14 protein-coding genes are annotated in these 17,526 nt (G+C 42.7%); 8 read left to right on the top strand and 6 right to left on the bottom strand.

Annotated elements, in window-relative coordinates:
• The first annotated feature begins 1 nt into the window (after position 1).
• From QT327_RS09800 to QT327_RS09765, 8 genes are read left to right on the top strand one after another with little or no spacing between them, the layout of a single operon-like run.
• On the top strand, positions 2-1,024 hold the full coding sequence (locus QT327_RS09800) for an NAD-dependent epimerase/dehydratase family protein (RefSeq protein WP_242627351.1): 1,023 nt from the start codon (positions 2-4) through the stop codon (positions 1,022-1,024).
• On the top strand, positions 966-2,123 hold the full coding sequence (locus QT327_RS09795) for a dihydrodipicolinate synthase family protein (RefSeq protein ID WP_289552718.1): 1,158 nt from the start codon (positions 966-968) through the stop codon (positions 2,121-2,123). Before QT327_RS09800 ends, QT327_RS09795 begins: the two co-directional genes overlap by 59 nt.
• Positions 2,110-3,399 carry an enolase C-terminal domain-like protein gene (locus QT327_RS09790; RefSeq protein WP_130857589.1) on the top strand — a complete coding sequence of 430 codons (1,290 nt, stop codon included), beginning with the start codon at positions 2,110-2,112 and terminating at the stop codon, positions 3,397-3,399. Before QT327_RS09795 ends, QT327_RS09790 begins: the two co-directional genes overlap by 14 nt.
• A 52-nt stretch (positions 3,400-3,451) precedes the next feature.
• On the top strand, positions 3,452-4,831 hold the full coding sequence (locus tag QT327_RS09785) for a Gfo/Idh/MocA family protein (protein WP_130857590.1): 1,380 nt from the start codon (positions 3,452-3,454) through the stop codon (positions 4,829-4,831).
• A 26-nt stretch (positions 4,832-4,857) separates the two neighbouring features.
• Positions 4,858-5,631 (top strand): SGNH/GDSL hydrolase family protein, encoded by a 774-nt coding sequence (locus QT327_RS09780; protein WP_130857591.1) that lies wholly within the window; start codon positions 4,858-4,860, stop codon positions 5,629-5,631.
• 30 nt (positions 5,632-5,661) lie between these two features.
• Positions 5,662-6,615, top strand: a complete 954-nt coding sequence (locus QT327_RS09775; RefSeq protein WP_354004814.1) for a PQQ-dependent sugar dehydrogenase — start codon at positions 5,662-5,664, stop codon at positions 6,613-6,615.
• On the top strand, positions 6,555-7,148 hold the full coding sequence (locus QT327_RS09770) for a c-type cytochrome (RefSeq protein ID WP_289552717.1): 594 nt from the start codon (positions 6,555-6,557) through the stop codon (positions 7,146-7,148). Before QT327_RS09775 ends, QT327_RS09770 begins: the two co-directional genes overlap by 61 nt.
• 13 nt (positions 7,149-7,161) lie before the next feature.
• Positions 7,162-8,865 carry a GMC oxidoreductase gene (locus QT327_RS09765; protein ID WP_130857695.1) on the top strand — a complete coding sequence of 568 codons (1,704 nt, stop codon included), beginning with the start codon at positions 7,162-7,164 and terminating at the stop codon, positions 8,863-8,865.
• 25 nt (positions 8,866-8,890) lie between these two features.
• Here QT327_RS09765 and nagA read toward each other — a convergent pair whose 3' ends face one another.
• Genes nagA through QT327_RS09735 form a run of 6 tightly spaced genes read right to left on the bottom strand, consistent with a single transcriptional unit; the run spans position 8,891 to position 17,524 of the window.
• The gene (gene nagA / locus QT327_RS09760; protein WP_130857593.1) at positions 8,891-10,081 is read right to left on the bottom strand and encodes an N-acetylglucosamine-6-phosphate deacetylase; all 1,191 of its coding nucleotides are present in this window, start codon (positions 10,079-10,081) and stop codon (positions 8,891-8,893) included.
• 31 nt (positions 10,082-10,112) lie between these two features.
• Complete coding sequence (locus QT327_RS09755) at positions 10,113-11,420, bottom strand: sugar MFS transporter (RefSeq protein ID WP_013666113.1); 1,308 nt, start codon at positions 11,418-11,420, stop codon at positions 10,113-10,115.
• Between the two features lie 56 nt (positions 11,421-11,476).
• A complete protein-coding gene (locus tag QT327_RS09750; RefSeq protein ID WP_289554421.1) occupies positions 11,477-12,178 on the bottom strand; it encodes a Gfo/Idh/MocA family oxidoreductase in 702 nt (233 codons plus the stop codon).
• Positions 12,175-12,834, bottom strand: coding sequence for a Gfo/Idh/MocA family protein (locus tag QT327_RS09745; protein WP_289552716.1), 660 nt, complete (start codon positions 12,832-12,834; stop codon positions 12,175-12,177). The genes QT327_RS09750 and QT327_RS09745 overlap by 4 nt, the downstream gene beginning before the upstream one ends.
• 26 nt (positions 12,835-12,860) lie before the next feature.
• Positions 12,861-14,375, bottom strand: coding sequence for a RagB/SusD family nutrient uptake outer membrane protein (locus tag QT327_RS09740; protein ID WP_289552715.1), 1,515 nt, complete (start codon positions 14,373-14,375; stop codon positions 12,861-12,863).
• A gap of 35 nt (positions 14,376-14,410) precedes the next feature.
• Positions 14,411-17,524, bottom strand: coding sequence for a SusC/RagA family TonB-linked outer membrane protein (locus QT327_RS09735; protein ID WP_130857596.1), 3,114 nt, complete (start codon positions 17,522-17,524; stop codon positions 14,411-14,413).
• Between the last annotated feature and the right edge of the window lie 2 nt (positions 17,525-17,526).

Raw genomic sequence — 17,526 nt, 5'->3', positions numbered from 1 at the left:
AATGATGATGCAGAATTTAGAATTATTAGAACAAAAGCTATACGAGCCTTCAGCTTCCTTAATCGCAGATATGTCTCAAATAGATGGTGACATTATGATCTTGGGTGCTGGTGGAAAAATGGGACCAAGTATGGCAAAAGCGGCGCATGTAGCCTCCAAACTTGCCGGTAAAGACCGACGAGTGATTGCAGTATCCCGATTTTCAGATGGGGAAAGCAGGGATTTGCTTCAAGCAAGCGGCGTCGAAACCATTACGGCGGACCTCTTAAACGAAGATCACTTACAGTCACTTCCGGACGTTGAGCATATTATTTACCTCGTAGGACAGAAATTCGGAACGACGGGCAAAGAACCGTTTACCTGGATCATGAACACCTATTTACCAGGTAGAATAGCCGAGCGCTTCAAAAATTCGCGTATGGTTATATTCTCTACCGGAAATGTCTACCCCTTATCATTGGTAACTGCAGGAGGATGCTCAGAAGAGCAAAGTCCGGAACCTATTGGGGAATATGGACAATCGTGCCTCGGACGGGAGCGGATCTTCCAATTCTTTGCTGAGAAATATCAAATTCCCACCTTGATTTATCGCCTCAATTATGCTATTGATTTACGATACGGTGTTCTACTGGAAATTGCCAAAGCAGTGATGGAAGACAAACCTATTGATCTTCGTATGGGGAATGTAAATGTCATCTGGCAAGGAGATGCCAATGAGATTGCGTTGAGATCTTTGCTCCACTGTACCGTACCCGCTAAAATTTTAAACGTCACGGGGCCGGAAACTGTTTCTATTCAATGGTTAGCGAACCAATTCGGTAATTTATTAAACAAAACTCCCCGTTTTATTAACGAAACTCAGCCAACTGCCCTTCTTAGCAATGCATCAGCGGCCCATCAGTTATTCGGTTATCCGAAAGTAACCTTAAGGCAAATGATCGAGATCACCGCTAATTGGTTAAATCATGGCGGAAAAACCATCGAAAAGCCGACGCATTTTCAAGAAAGACAAGGCCGATTTTAAGACCAAACAACATTATCACATGAGCTTTCAATATTTATCAGCTGAGAAGAAATCGCTTTTACAAACGGGTACCGTTATTCCTGCGCATCCACTAGCGCTGAACGCCGATAGGACTCTAAATGAATTCTATCAACGTCAATTGACGCGCTATTATATAGCATCCGGCGCAGGTGGAATAGCCATAGGCGTCCATAGCACGCAATTTGCAATACGATCACCCCATGTCAATTTATATGAAAAAGTGCTAGCTATTGCTGCGGACGAAATTGAGCGTAATCGTCCCCCTTATCCTTTTTTAAAAATTGCCGGGATCTGTGGCCGCACCGAACAGGCCATTAAAGAAGCGCAGTTAGCCAATCAATATGGTTACGATTTAGGCTTATTGAGTCTTGGCGGACTAAACGAATGGAGTGAAGATCAAATCCTGTTGCATGCAAAAGAGGTGGCGGAAATAATTCCTATTATCGGCTTTTATTTGCAACCAAGCGTGGGTGGCCGCATATTTAGCTATGATTTTTGGGCAAAATTTGCCGAAATAAAGCATCTCGAGGCCATTAAGGTTGCCCCATTCAATCGTTATCAAACCCTGGATGTCGTGCGCGCGCTATGTCATTCAAGCCGTAAAGATGACATTGCGTTATACACGGGTAACGACGATAATATTGTCGCCGATTTATTAACCACCTACGCTTTTCCCATCAATGGCAAGCTAGTTACCAAAGAATTTGTTGGCGGATTGCTGGGACACTGGGCCGTTTTTACAAGCAAAGCGGTGGCTCTACTGGAAGAAATAAAAACGTGTAAACGAACCAACTTTACCGGTGTTCAGGCATTACTTACCAAAGGTGTGCAAGTAACAGACATGAATGCGGTAATATTCGATTCAGCCCATCAATTTAAAGGTTGTATCCCGGGAATACACGAAGTACTACGAAGACAGGGCCTTTTACCCGGTCGTTGGTGCTTGGATCCTGAAGAAGACCTTTCAGCCGGACAAATGGAAGAAATTGATCGCATTTTTAATGCCTATCCGGATTTAGTGGATCACACATTTCTCCAAGATTTCTTAATTAAAGATTTGTCAAATGGAAAAAGATAGAACGATACAAATTATTGAAACCGATAGTGCTTTTGAAATTGAGAAGCTGATTCGTCCCTTTGGCTTTAAGGGGGCTTACCTCACCGAATTATGGCAAATTGTCACCAAACTAAGAGCTTCTTCCAGTTTAGAAAGTATCGGCCTGTCTAATCAAAGTATTTTATATGGAGACGCCGATTTATTTGTTAAGTATGGCGAAACAAAAGGTAATGCTTTGATGTATGCATTGACTAATAGCACTTTAAATCTGATTAAGGAAACGCCTTTTACTCATCCCATTTCTTTACAGGAGAAAATATTCCCTGATTTGATTTCAAATGGAAAATCCATCACGAACAAAGCCGATCTGCATATTAATTTTATACTAAACTCTTATGTGGGCATTGACCATGCAGCTTGGCTATTATTTGCTGCCGAACATGGTCTAGAAACTTTCGATGCGCTTATTCCGGCACCGTATCAGTCGGCACTATCCAGTAAAAGTGATCGGCTGGCAGTCATGTTCCAAATTCCTTATGGTATGCCCTTGGAACAGATTAAAGAAGCCGCCCAATCGGGTTATTTTGTTTTCAAAATCAAAACCGGTTATCCAGGCGATCAACAAACGATGTTACAACATGATCAAGAACGGTTAACACAAATTCATCAGGCACTTCAAGCTTATCGAACTCCCCATACCAAGGACGGTAAAGTACTTTATACCATGGATGCCAATGGACGATACGAAAAAAAAGAAACGTTTTTAAAGTATTTGCAACATGCTGAATCTATTGGCGCTGCCAAGCAAATATTATTGTACGAAGAACCGCTTATGGAATCAAATGAAGAAGACATTTCCGATGTGCCCATACGGATTGGTGCTGACGAAAGCGTTCATGATGAACAGGGGGCAATTGTTGCTATACAGAAAGGATATCGGGCTATTATACTAAAAGGAATTGCAAAAACGCTTAGCATGTCGATAAAAATCGCAAAAGCTGCTTGGGAAAAAGGAATCCCCTGTGCTTGTTCTGATTTAACGGTTAATCCTATTCTGGTAGACTGGCATAAAAATCTAGCGTGTAGGGTGCTTCCTTTCCCTGATATCGGCATGGGGCTGATCGAGACCAATGGTGATGTGAATTATATTAATTGGGAAAAGATGTGCACTTATCATCCTAAGAATAACGCGAACTGGACGAAAATCAAGCAGGGCGTGTTTTATTTAAATGAAGATTTCTATGCAACAAGTGGTGGTATTTTTGAAAGCGCTGAACATTATAGTTCTCTGCTTTAAACGCACGCTTTATGTATACATCTCATTAAACGTTCAAATAACAACTTGACATATGGAAAAGCAAACATCCAGAAGATCTTTCCTAAAAGACACAGCTACCTTAGCAACCGTAGCCGGGTTGATGAATCTATCAATCCCCTCGCTGGCTAATACCAAAAAAGTAAAAATGGGCTTTATTGGCGTTGGAAATAGAGGGACACAATTACTGCGTAGCTTTATGAAGCAAGCAAATTGTGAAGTTGTAGCCCTGTGCGATATTTATGAACCCTACTTAACCCGAGATGATAGTCGAGTTAATCAGCGATTTAAAGAAGAGAATGGGGCAAGAATACCGCAAATGGGCGAACAATTCCCTATGCAGGTGAAACGCTATAAAAATTATAAGGATCTATTGGCAGACAAAAATGTGGATGCTGTATGTATTGCTACACCGGATCATTGGCATGCCCTGCAAACCATCGACGCGATCAAAGCAGGAAAAGATGTTTATATTGAAAAGCCCTTAGGTATGACGGTTTATGAAGGACAGAAAATGCTGGAGGCCCAAAGGCAGAGCGATCGTATTGTCAGTGTTGGTCTGCATCGGAGAGCCTCTATCGTACATCAAAAAGCGGCTGAGATTGTGCAATCGGGTCGCTTGGGAAAAATTACCTTAACACGTTCCTACACCTTTAATAATTTATTCCCCCGAGGCATCGGGAAGCAAAAACCGGAAATCCCACCATCCGATTTTGACTGGGATTTATGGCTTGGTCCCCGGGCCTATCGGCCCTACCAATATAATATTGCACCCTATAAATTTAGGTGGTGGAGCGACTATTCGAGTCAAATGGCCAATTGGGGTGTGCATTATGCAGACTTGATGCGTTGGATGTTAGGGGAAACCGCCCCCATCGCCGTCTCAGCCATGGGAGGTAATTTTGTTGTTGATGACGACCGTACCATTCCGGATACCATGCAAATCTGCTTTGAGTTATCAAAAGGCACATTAGCTGTCTTAGGTATTTACGAAGGATCAAGTGGCAAACCTTTTCCTTATGGCGAACTGGAATTCAGAGGTACGAATGGAACGATGTACGTTAGTGATCGGGGTTATCGAATTTACCATACTACCGAAGGACAATTTCAGAAATGGGATCATTACCTAGAAGATGAGTCATTTGACTTAACACAAGCAAATCTTCCGAAAGGGTATTCATTAGATATTACCGAAAACATGGTAAGCGATTTTCTACATAGTGTACAAACAAGAAAGGAGCCTTGTTGTCCACTACAGGAAGGGCATTACTCTACGGTATTTGCACATTTGGCTAATATCGCATTGGAAAAGAAGCAACAATTAACCTGGGATCCGCAAAAGGAAGTCTTCACGAATCACGAAGAAGCGAATAAATACCTGCACTACGCTTATAGGAAACCCTATCATCTTTAAGTTTATACTCATCAACCATCGCGATCATGAAAAAAGAAATTACAGCTTCCCGACGTTCATTCCTAAAGAAAGCATCACTTAGTTTACTTACGACACTGCCGATAGCCGATGCCTTATGCAAAGCTAACCAATTAATCGATAATTCCTCCAGCATTCAGCTTCAAAGAGATGATATCATACTTTTTCAGGGAGATTCGATTACCGATGCCGGAAGAAAAAGAAATGATCATTCGATGAATAATCCCCTGGCACTCGGTTCGGGATATGCATTCTTGGTTACTTCTCAACTTCAATTTGATCATCCTGATAAACCAATGGTCTTTTACAACCGCGGTATAAGTGGCAATAAGGTGTATCAGTTAGCTGAAAGGTGGGAAGAAGACTGCCTAAAATTAAAACCAAACGTATTAAGCATATTGGTTGGTGTTAATGATTTCTGGCATACAAAAACCAAAGGCTACCAAGGAACCACTCGCGACTTCCGCCAATCCTATGAGCAACTTTTGAAAGCAACTAAAGCCCGCTTACCGCAAGTCAAGTTAATTATCGGCGAGCCATGGTATCAGCCTGGCTTCAAAGGAAGTCCGTATGAGGCACTGCATCCTGAGTTTGCCAGCTACCAATCAATTGTCAAAGAATTAGCACAACAATTTAAGGCTGCTTTTATACCCTATCAAGCGATATTTAATGAGGCGCGTAAGATTGCTCCTGATAATCATTGGTCATGGGATGGTGTTCATCCGACGGTAGCAGGTGCCTGGCTAATTGCGCATTCCTGGCAAAAAGCTATCGAAATTTAAATTATGAACAGATAAGATGAAAAAAAATGCATTGCGTGGCTACTCATTATTTACGGTATATTTCTTTTTTTTACCTGTAAGCATACAGATAAACAAGAGGAAGAAGCACCTATTTTCCTGCTGGATTCAACCTATGTAAGTGTAAATATTGTAGCGAGTCACTTAGATGTACCGTGGGAAATTACCAGCGGACCCGACGATGAAATTTGGTTTACAGAGCAATCAGGAAAAGTTAGCAAGATAGATGCTAAATCAGGTCATATCAAAACACTTCTTACGCTACCGAACCTTTACCGTGAACGGACCGCTGGATTATTGGGAATGGTAACACATCCAAATATGTCCGAAACTCCTTATGTTTTTATTGCCTATTCTGCGCGTAAAAGTGATCAAGTTCATGTTTCAAGGGTGGTTCGCTACACCTATGAAACAGATACATTGGTTCACCCCTTAACGATATTGGAATATCCGGCATGGAAAGGCCATTTTGGGGCCCGAGTAGCTATAGCTCCGGACGGTAAATTGATCATAGCCACGGGCGACGGCGCACAAAATGAGAATGCGCAAAATTTAGCCTCTCCAAATGGGAAGATACTGCGCTTTAATATAGATGGAAGCATTCCTTCAGATAACCCGTTTCCAAACAACGCAGTATGGGCTTGGGGTTTACGAAACCCACAGGGACTTGTTTTTAGTCCCAAGGGGATCTTATATAATTCCGACCATGGTGATGCCACAGACGATGAGGTCAATATTATCCAAAGGGGTGGCAACTATGGCTGGCCTAAAATAGCCGGATACGTCGACAGCCAAGAAGAACGATTATTTGCCCAGGATTCTATATTAGCACCGCCCTTACATGCTTGGACACCGACCATCGCACCCGCAGGTTTAGCTTATTACGCATCAGCTGAAATTCCCGAATGGAAAAATACATTGCTATTGGCAACCCTAAGGGTAATAGCCTATATGCGCTTCCGTTAAACAAAGAAGGGACGAAGGCCGATACGGTTTATCATTTTTTTGAACGCACCTTCGGTCGCATCCGCGCCGTATACGCGTCCCCTGACGGAACAGTGTATATGGCCACCAGTAATCGTGATTGGAATCCCAATGGATTTGCAGAAGAAAATGATGATCGCATTTTACAAATCAAGAAAGTAGACAAAAGCATATCAACTGCCAACCTTGTATTAAAAGCAAAAATCGCAAGTAATACTAAAGAGATGCGAAGTGAGGGAGAAATACTCTATACGAATTACTGCGCCTCATGCCATAAACCCAATGGTCGTGGTCTTACGGGGACCTACCCTTCGCTTCTGCATAACAAAGTAGTTGAAGGAGAAACAGCCGAATTCATTCGCTTGATATTACACGGAAAAAATGAAATGCCGAGCTTTTCCTTTCTTAATGACAAGGATTTAGCGATTGTATTAAGTTATGTACGAAAGAAGTTTGCGTCTAAAGGAAAGCAAATAAGCAAAGACGATATTAAAAAGGAGAGAGTGAACCATTAACATGGATACACGTATGGATACAGGAGAATACACATTCGATGCCATCGTAATAGGCTCCGGTATAAGCGGAGGCTGGGCAGCCAAGGAACTTTGTGAAAAAGGACTAAAGACATTGGTAATAGAAAGGGGGCGGATGGTTAAACACGTAAAGGATTATCCAACGGCTATGCTGGATCCGTGGCAATTTAAGCACCATAATAACAAGACGCGACAAATGGTTGAAGATAATCCGATTATCAGCAAACATTATGCTTTTGATGAGTCGACCGAACATTTTTACATTCGTGACGACCTCCACCCTTACATTCAAGAAAAGCCATTTGATTGGATTAGAGGTTATCAGGTGGGCGGTAAATCTTTGTTATGGGCAAGGCAAACGCAGCGCTGGAGCGATTACGAATTTGAGGCGCCCAAACGGGATGGTTTTGCAACGGATTGGCCTATTCGGTACGCTGACCTTGCGCCTTGGTACAGTTATGTCGAAAAATTTATTGGCGTTTCGGGCAATAGAGACGGCTTGGAGAACTTGCCTGACAGCGAGGTCCTTCCGCCTTTCGAAATGAATGCAGTGGAACTGCATATTAAGGATAAAATTAAACAAGAATTTCCGGATCGACCCGTAATTATAGGACGATGTGCCCATATTACAAAACCGGAAGACATCCATCTACGACAGGGAAGAGCAACCTGTATGGCCCGATCACTTTGTCAAAGGGGGTGTCCATTCGGTGCCTATTTCAGCTCCAATGCCTCTACCCTTCCCTGGGCTGAGAAAACGGGAAATTTGACCATCCAGCCAAATACCGTTGTCCATTCCATTATTTACGACGAAAAGTTGGGAAGAGCTACCGGCGTAAGAACCGTTGATACGATTACGAAGAAGGAAACGATCTATAATGCCCATATAATATTTGTGAATGGATCTACCTTGAACAGCAATCTTATTTTATTGAATTCCAAATCAAGTAAATTCCCGAAAGGTTTAGGAAATCTTAATAGTCTCATGGGTAGGTATATCGCCTTCCATAACTACCGAGGAAGAATAACGGCGACGATGGAGGGCTTTGAAGACCGTTATTATTATGGTAGAAGGCCAACACAGGTTTTTATGCCCTCTTTTAGAAACGTTTACCAACAGGAAACTGATTTTTTAAGAGGCTATATGATTGCCTTCAATGCCAGTCGATCAAGTTGGAATAAGTCGGCAAATGGGATTGGTCAGCACTTAAAAGATAGCCTCACCGAAGCTGGCCAATGGACGATATCTATGATGATGCAGGGAGAAACGGTGCCGATTTACGACAATCATATTCGATTAAGTACAACAACGAAAGATCAGTGGGGTGTACCATTGTTAATCACTTCCATTGATTATACAGAAAATGATGAAAAGTTGATGCGCGACTTTCTGCGAGAGGGTGCTGCTATGTTAGAAAAAGCTGGCTGTAAAAATATAAAGACAGCAGACCAAAAAGAGGTTGGTAATCGCAATCCGGGACTTGAAGTGCATGAAATGGGAGGTGTACGCATGGGGAACGACCCGGACACATCCTTGTTAAATAAATGGAATCAATTACATCATTGCAAAAACGTATTCGTTACGGACGGTGCCTGTATGACTTCCACAGGCAATCAAAATCCATCATTGACTTATATGGCGCTTACCGCACGTGCCGCTAATTATGCTGTTGAAGAATGGCAAAAAGGCAATCTTTGATCGCCTTTTTGTTAAACAAGATAGATTAGGTTCTTTCGTAAAGAACCACGCCGTTAACAAGGGTATAATGAATATTAAAATCGGCATCAAAAATTACCAGGTCTGCATCTTTCCCTACGCTGATCGACCCCTTTCGATCCAACACATTCATAATGCGTGCAGGTGTATAGCTTAACATTTTTACCGCTTCCACTAAAGGTACCTCCGCTACGTTCACCATGGTTCGGAGTAAACGATCAGCAGTTGCGACGCTACCTGCGAATGAACTTCTATCCGGCAACTTAGCCACATCATCTTCAACAATAACCGCTAAACCATTTTCTTTACTACCTAAAATACTAGGGCCGGGAGGCATAGCAGCTCCACGCATTGCATCCGTGATCAAAGCAATCCTGTCGGGACCCTTAATCTTGTAAACTAATTTCAACAAAGGTGCGGGAAGATGTACACCGTCGGCGATGATCTCGACATCCATTTCATCAATCAGAAAGGCAGCTTCTATTACACCTGCATAGCGAAAGGCATTCTTCCGTGTCACACTTGACATTGCAGAGTATAGATGGGTCGCCAAGGTGTATCCATTTTCAAAGGCTTCCACTACCTCTTCATAAATCGCATCTGTATGGGCAACCGATGGAATAATATTATGTTGCCGAAGATAACGGCCGAATTCGATGGCTCCTTTTCTTTCAGGTGCGGCACTCCAGCGGACGATCGCATTAGATGATTGCACAATTTCGCGATACTCATCGGGATCAGGATCTCGAATGTACCGCGGATCTTGGGCTCCCCGCTGATTCATCGAAAAATAAGGGCCTTCAATATGTAAACCTAAAAATGCCGCACCACGTTTATTTTTGAGATGTGCTTCTTCATAAACCTTCAATGTATTCAGGAGATTTGCCTTATCACTTGTCAAGCTTGTCGCAACCATCGCCGTCGTACCAAATTTCACGTGCGTTTCTGCTACTTTGAGAAAGGCTTCTACTTCACCGTCCATAAAATCTGCACCACCACCACCATGAATATGCAAGTCGATAAACCCTGGCGAAAGATATTTGCCTTTTGCATCTATATGAATCGCATTCGGTATTTCTATATCTTCCTCCAATATATCCGCAATTTTCCCATTTTTAATAAGCACAATCGCTTGGTCTATCACTCGTTGCGGGCTAATCAATTTTGCACTATAAATTTTTATTGTTTTTTCTGTCATATAAAATTATGCCGATACACCGGCCTTTAAGTTAAAACCACTTTCTAATTTTATGTCCATATGCTGCGTAATAAATAAGATATAAATAACAAGGAAATAAGACCCAATAAGCCATTCGAAGATTAAAAGCATCGGCAAAATAACCGTAAGCTAAGGGCAAAATAGCGTTACCACAGAGGCCCATAATCAATAAAGAACCGCCTAATTTAGTGAATCGCCCTAATCCATCGAGTGCCAATGGCCATATCCCGGCCCATATCAAGGAATTGCCGAAGCCTAATAGCACGACAAACCATATCGATATGTCGGTATGATGGCCTAATATAGACACATTTCCCCGAGCAAAAATTATTAAGAGTGTTAAGGCAGCTCCAAGAAGGGTGCAAATGCGTAATGCATTCACCTGGCTGATCCACCGGGGAATACAGATAATGCCTAAGCAATAACCACAGATGGTGACAAATAAGGTATAAGATGGGAAAACTTTCGCCTCCAACAAGGGAATATCCATAGAGCCTGCATAATTAATGATCGTATCTATTGCAATTACCTGCGTGCCGACATGGATAAATATAGCCACAGCGCCCAAAATTAGATGCGGAAATTGAAAAATGCTATGTTTATCACTATTCGCCGCTGCTACCTGCTCATCCTCTTCTTCCGTATTGATTTCAGGAAGTGGCGAGTACCGCACGCCCAAACCAATTAAAACAAGCGTTATTCCAAGAACCGTGTACGGGGCAATAACCCTTCGTATCAGCTCATCCAGCTCTTGCGCTCGTTCGGCAACTCCCATATGTGTTAACTGTTCAAATAAGGCCTGATCTGTTGGTTTCAAAATAACGGCAGCAAATAAAATCGGCGCTAATATTCCGGCGCCTTTGTTACAAATCCCCATGATACTGATGCGTTGAGCGGCCCGTTCTTTTGGCCCCAAGATCGTGATGTAAGGATTCGCTGCCGTTTGCAAAATGGCCAGGCCGATACCGATCGTAAATAAGCCTAACAAGAAGATGCCATAGGTTCTACTGAGGGCTGCAGGCACAAATATCAGCGCTCCCAAAGCCATCGCAAAAAAGCCGACCATCATGCCTTTTTTGAAACCCAGGGCTTTCAATAAATAGGAAGCGGGTACCGACATGACAAAATAGGCGATGTAAAACGCGAAGGCTACTAAATATGATTGAAAATGCGTAAGCTCGCAGGCAATCTTAAAATAAGGAATAAGGATCGCATTTACCCAGGAAACGAAACCAAATATAAAAAACATTAAACCAATAATCAGAATGGAAATCGTGGTATCTTTCTTGGTCAACGTACTTACAGTTACTGTTTTCATTGTTTGTCTTTATAATCTTTCTGCAATAGGCAATATATCTGCCGGTCCTTAAATATTTAATCCAGCGTAGGCTCCCAGCCTGCTTCATAGCTTCGTTTCCAGAATTGAAGCGCTTCTTCATTCGCTAAAATATGCCCATTGGTAGGGTCCGTTTTTAACAGGCCACCTGCACGCTGCGCGATATTTCCCAGTTGCACCAGCAGGGTACTTTTGTGTCCACTTACTATATCTGCATTTAAATCCGTTCCCTTCTTTATTGCATCAAAAAAATTCTGAATGTGCAGTGCATCGAGAGCCTGCGAAGGATTTGTAAGATTTCTCGTATCGATTTCCTTGCTGTTTTTTACTTCCTTTACTAACTTATTCTGAAGATCATAAACGGCATAACCATTATCACCATTGATTTGTAAAGCACCATTTTCACCATAAAAAATGACACCCACGCTTGCTCCTTCTATGGTGCGTCCATTACAGCTCCTTCCCTCCCATGTAATGGTACCTTGTTCGCCAAATTCCAAGGCTATCACTTGCGTGTCAGGCGTTTCCCAATCGTCTTGATAACGATATCTTCCTCCAGCGGAAGTCACTTTGGTTGGATAATCAACTTTCAGTCCCCAACGCGCCAAATCAACCATATGCGTACCATTATTTAGTGCTTCTCCGGTACCCCAGTGCCAAAACCAATGCCAATTATAGTGCAATATATTGTCCTTATATTCTTTCCGAGGTGCCGGGCCCTGCCAAAGATCAAAATTCAGCCATTCGGGTACGGCAACTTTCTTACCGATACCAATCGAGGGTCGATTATTGGTATACCAAGTTTTGCAAAATAAGGTTTTCCGATAATGCCGTTATGTAAGTCTGAAATTCCCGCAGCTACATTTGGCCACGATCGGCGTTGATTCCCCATCTGAACCACATTTTTATACTTTTCCGCAACTTTCACCAATAATTCACCCTCGTATGGATTATGGCTACATGGCTTTTCCAAATACACATGTTTTCCTGCTTTAGAAGCTAAAATAGCAGCAGGCGCATGCCAATGATCGGGTGTTGCAATGACCATCGCATCTACCTCTTTCCGATCTAAAACCTTTCGGAAATCTCCTTGACTTTTCGGCTCTCGGGATTGGTTTTTAGCTACTTGACTGATACACTTAGCCGCTGCCCTTCGATCAACATCGCAGATGTAAACTACTTCACAATTTGGTTGACTAGAAAAATTGTTTGCTAATGCCAGCCCTCTTGCATTTACCCCCATCATCGCGACATGGACCTTCTCATTTGCACCTACGATATTCGCATAACTCTTCGCAGAAAAGCCTGGCAAGATGCCGCCAAAGGTAATAGCCGAGGTTCCGATTGCGGCCGACTTCAGGAAAGATCGGCGGGATTTGTTGAATTGATTCATCATAATTTCGCTCTCCGTTATTGATTAACTCAAAATGTATAATTTGGGTTTTGTTCTAATGCTTTATTGCGATCCCATGCTTCTCTTGGAATCGGGAATACAATGGGTCGGGTATGTAACCAAGGTTTCTGATCAACATTTAAGTCGTTAATATTCGGTCTTTCCTTCCTTATAAAGTCGATGAAACGACCTCTTCGATTGAGATCTGAAAATCCACCCGTCGGTTCCCATATAAATTCCACCCGTCTTTCTTTAAAGATTGCATCTAGGGTTTCTTCCTTTCCTAGACCAGCCGAAAGCTGGTCCAACCCGGCTCGTTCGCGGACTTTATTAATTTGTACTATGGCATCCGACGTTCTTCCAATTTCGTTGAGAGCCTCGGCATAATTCAATAAAGCTTCCGAAAAACGCATGATCGGTGCGTTAATCCCCGAATTGTTGATAGTAGGTTTTTCCCAATACTTCGTTACAATATATCCCGTTTTCGACCAACCTGTCGGCACTTCATTTGGCATCACAAAAGCAGGCATATTTTGATGAGGTTCTCCCGGACCGATAATTACGTCCCAATACCGTTTATCTTTTATCTTGCCTTGATCATCCTTTTCAAATGTATTTACCCAGTGTTGCTGTGGTACAAAATTGCTCCAGGCAGCTCCTCCGGTAAATTCAGAAGGCGCACCGCGGGGTGCTGTTCTCTTCACTAAATTGTTCCCTTCACTATCTTGCGAAGGTCTGAACTGCGTAGAAAATAGGATCTCTTCATTATTTTCGTTTTCCTCGCTGAATACATCTCTAAACTTGGGTACCAAGCCGTGAACACCTAACTGTATCAGCTCTTCCCCATAGCCAACCACATCTTCATACTTTTCTTGCCACAAAGCGGCTTTAATAAGCAAAGCCAGGGCCGATCCTGTTGTTGCTTTTCCAACATTATTACCTGTCCAGGTCTTCGGCAAAGCGGTCTTTGCCGCCAAAAGATCCGATTCAATTAATGCCCAAACCTCTTCGGCACTTGCACGAGATACTTCCAAATTAGAAGAAGCATCTAGGATTTCAGTAATTAGCGGTACACCTCCCCAATAAGTAACCAGCCGATAATAAAATAAAGCTCGTAAAAACTTTGCTTGCCCCAAGATAAGTTGTTTGGACTCTTCAGCGATATTTTCCATAGCGCTAACCTTATTAATTACTATATTTGCTCTACTTACACCAAGGTAAGCTCCCATATACATATCTCTTAGAATTGTATTGGTTGCGGGAAAAGCCAAGGTGTGTAGTTCGATTCGGTTAGCACTTCCATCCATCTCGTACATATCACCTGCAATTGCCCATTCAACATCCGCTGCATCTCTTACATTGCTAAAGGTTTCCTCTCGCTGTAACATACCATATGCGCCATTTAAACCGCCCTGTGCATCCGATTCGTTAAGGTAAAAGTTTTCCTCTGTTAATGTATCTTTTGGTGATAGGGATAGAAATTTATCGCCACAAGACATCAAAATGAAAAAGGTTAAAAAACCGAGTATATAGGTTGTTTTCATTTTTTTATTTTTAGTATGTAACTCCATGTCATTCATTAAAGTCCGACTCTTAGTCCTAACATATACGTTCTTGGTATAGGATATACCCCGTCGTCAACACCCGAAGCCAATGGACTCGTACTACCGATTTCCGGGTCGAAGCCGGAATATTGTGTAAAGGTTAGTAGGTTTTGAGCGCTCACATAAACGCGAATCCGTTTGATCAAACCCTCATCGGCGAATAAACCGCTAGGCAAGCTGTAACCCAAGGTCACATTGCGTAGGCGAAGAAAATCTCCTTTTTCAATGTAAAAAGAAGAAACATTGGCATAATTTCCGTTGGCATCGGTATAAGTCAATCTTGGAACCGTATTACCGCCATTCTCGGGTGTCCATCGATTTAGAACCTCCGCCGATGCATTAATGACACCACTCCCTCCAAAGTATTTAATCGGGTAGGTCGAAAATTTGTTTACATGAAAAATCTCATTCCCTGCAACTCCCTGTAACAAAATATTCAAATCGAATCCTTTATAAGAAAAATCCATATTTGCACCATATGTTAACGACGGCCAAGGACTTCCAAGCTTGACACGATCCGCATCAGACAATACACCATCCCCATTTACATCTCTAAATCTAAAATCGCCTGCCTGTGCATTCGGCTGCAGTGCTTTATTCACTTCCTCATCCTGTTGATAGATTCCATCTACTATATATCCTCTAAAATATCCGATAGGCTCGCCAACTTCGGTGTATGATGAGCTCATACTCGTAAAACCGACTGTTGGTCCAGTGATAGGACGACCCGTCCCCAATGATAATACTTCATTTTTCAGTGTTGCCAAATTGAAGCTCACATCGTATTTAAATTCGCCGCTGTTACCATTATATCCCAGTAGTAATTCCAATCCCTTATTCCTAACCTTTCCACCATTTACGGATGGTGCGCTCTCAAAACCTGCCTCCATCGACACCGGTAAACTTACCAACATATCCTTCGTATCTTTAATATAATACTCTGCGGTCAGATACGCGTGATCATTTAAAAAGGAGGCATCAAGTCCGATATTAATCTGCTCACTCGTTTCCCATTTTAGGTTTTGATTTCCCGGGCGGATCATACTTGCGCCAATCGCTAAGCCTTGATCCGGACCTAGCACATAATTATCGCCCACTCTTCCCAATCCGATTGTACTCGCATAGCTAAAGGCGCCAATAGCGTCGTTTCCTAACTGTCCCCAACTGGCCCTTAATTTCAATGAGTTGATCGCTTTGATCTGCTTAAAGAACGTTTCTTCCGAAATATTCCATCCTGCCGAGAAAGAAGGAAAGTTTCCCCATTTATGATTCGGACCAAAATTAGAAGAGCCATCCCGGCGAATACTTGCCGAGAAGAGATATTTATTTCGGTAAGTATAATTAATGCGGCCCAGGTAAGAGGCCAAGGAATATACGGATCCCGTGCCATTGGCTCTGCGTTCTAATTCGGCACTACCATTGATAATCTGAAGATTCTCGTTCTGGAAATCTCTAGCCGTTACACCGATCCAGTCGTTCGTGTTTTTTTGTGCCGTTTGACCAATAACCGCTGAAATATTATGCTCATTAAAGGCCTTATTAAATGACAAGGTATTTTCTATCAACCAATTCAATCCCTGCGTATACGTTTCTCCCAAAATAGCTTGTAAGTTGCGATAATGACCTCTTTCAACTTTAGGTTCCCAAGTGGTGCTTCTATTATTATTGGCGTCAATGCCAATGCTCGTCCGCCATTTCAGGCCATTGACGATTTCATATTCTCCATAGGCATTTCCATACATCCGCATATTTTTCAGAAAGTTTTCCATCGACTCTGCGCGGAGAATGGGGTTGTCACCTTGGGTAGAATAATAGGCTGAAGAACCGTTAACGACGTCTCTTAAACCCAGTGTGGGGTAAAATTGTTGTGCAAGGTTAAAGATACCCAGCCGAAAATCTTCATTGCGCTGCCCTTTACTATGGGTATAAGCAAAAGCCAAGGTTCCTCCAAATTTTAGTTTATTGCTCACATTGACATCCACATTGGCTCTACCCGTATATCGCTTACTCCATGTTTCGATTAAAGTCCCTTGTTGATCCCGATAGCCTAAAGAAAGAGCCGCCTGCACTTTTTGAGATCCGCCACTTACATTCACATCGTAGTTCTGTAAAGGAGCAGTGCGGAACACCTCTTCAATCCAATCGGTTCCCTTACCGAACGAAGCAGGATTAGCCCATTCGGGATTAGGGGTCATATTCGAGTTACTATATAATTCGTTAGCCAAGGTGGCAAATTCTTCCGCATTTAAAAACCGTGGCTTCTTCCACAGTTGCTGCAAACCACCATATGCATTTAGTTCAGCTGTCGTTACCCCTTCCTTTCCTCTTTTGGTCGTAATTAATATTACTCCATTTGCTGCTCTAGCGCCATATATAGAAGCAGCCGCCGCGTCTTTTAAAATCTCAATCGATTCGATATCGTTTGGATTTACGATTGACATTCCATCAACTCGATCGGTACTTCCACCGACGGTCATACCGCCACCGCCAACTGGGAATCCATCAATTACGTATAAAGGTTCATTCCCACCAGTCGTACCAACACCACGAATGCGGACGGAAGTTGCACCACCCGGGGCACCCGTTGTTTGACTAATCGTAACCCCGGGGACTTTGCCTTGGATAGCGCCTGTAAAAGAAGCAGATGCCACTTTCTGCAATTCAGTAGCCTTAACAGAAGATACGGAACCGGTAAGTTCTTTCCGCGATTGCGTACCATAACCAATCACTACGATCTCCTCTAAGCTGGTAAAGTCCTCTTCCAAACGAACTTGTAAAGATCGCCGTCCCAGCAAACTAACTTCTTGTGGCTTATATCCTACAAAAGTAAATAGGAGTGTCTCCTTCCCTGTCAAACGCCTGAGTTGGAATTTGCCGTCTAAATCGGTTGAAGTACCTGCCACCCCACCTTTAACCTTGACACTGACCCCGGGCAGCGGAGATCCATCGGAAGCGGTTACGTTACCGACTACATCAATAAAATCTTGCCTATTCAACCTGTTGGTTTGCTGAGTACGTGCCATTACTTCTTCTCCAAGAAGTAACATCCATACTACGCTAAGAAAGAGAGCGTAATTTTTTCTTCTCATAA

Source organism: Olivibacter sp. 47 (assembly GCF_030372825.1).
Lineage (GTDB): Bacteria > Bacteroidota > Bacteroidia > Sphingobacteriales > Sphingobacteriaceae > Olivibacter > Olivibacter oleidegradans.
Note: the sequence above shows the minus strand (reverse complement) of the source record. Positions and strands in the feature narration are given on the sequence as shown.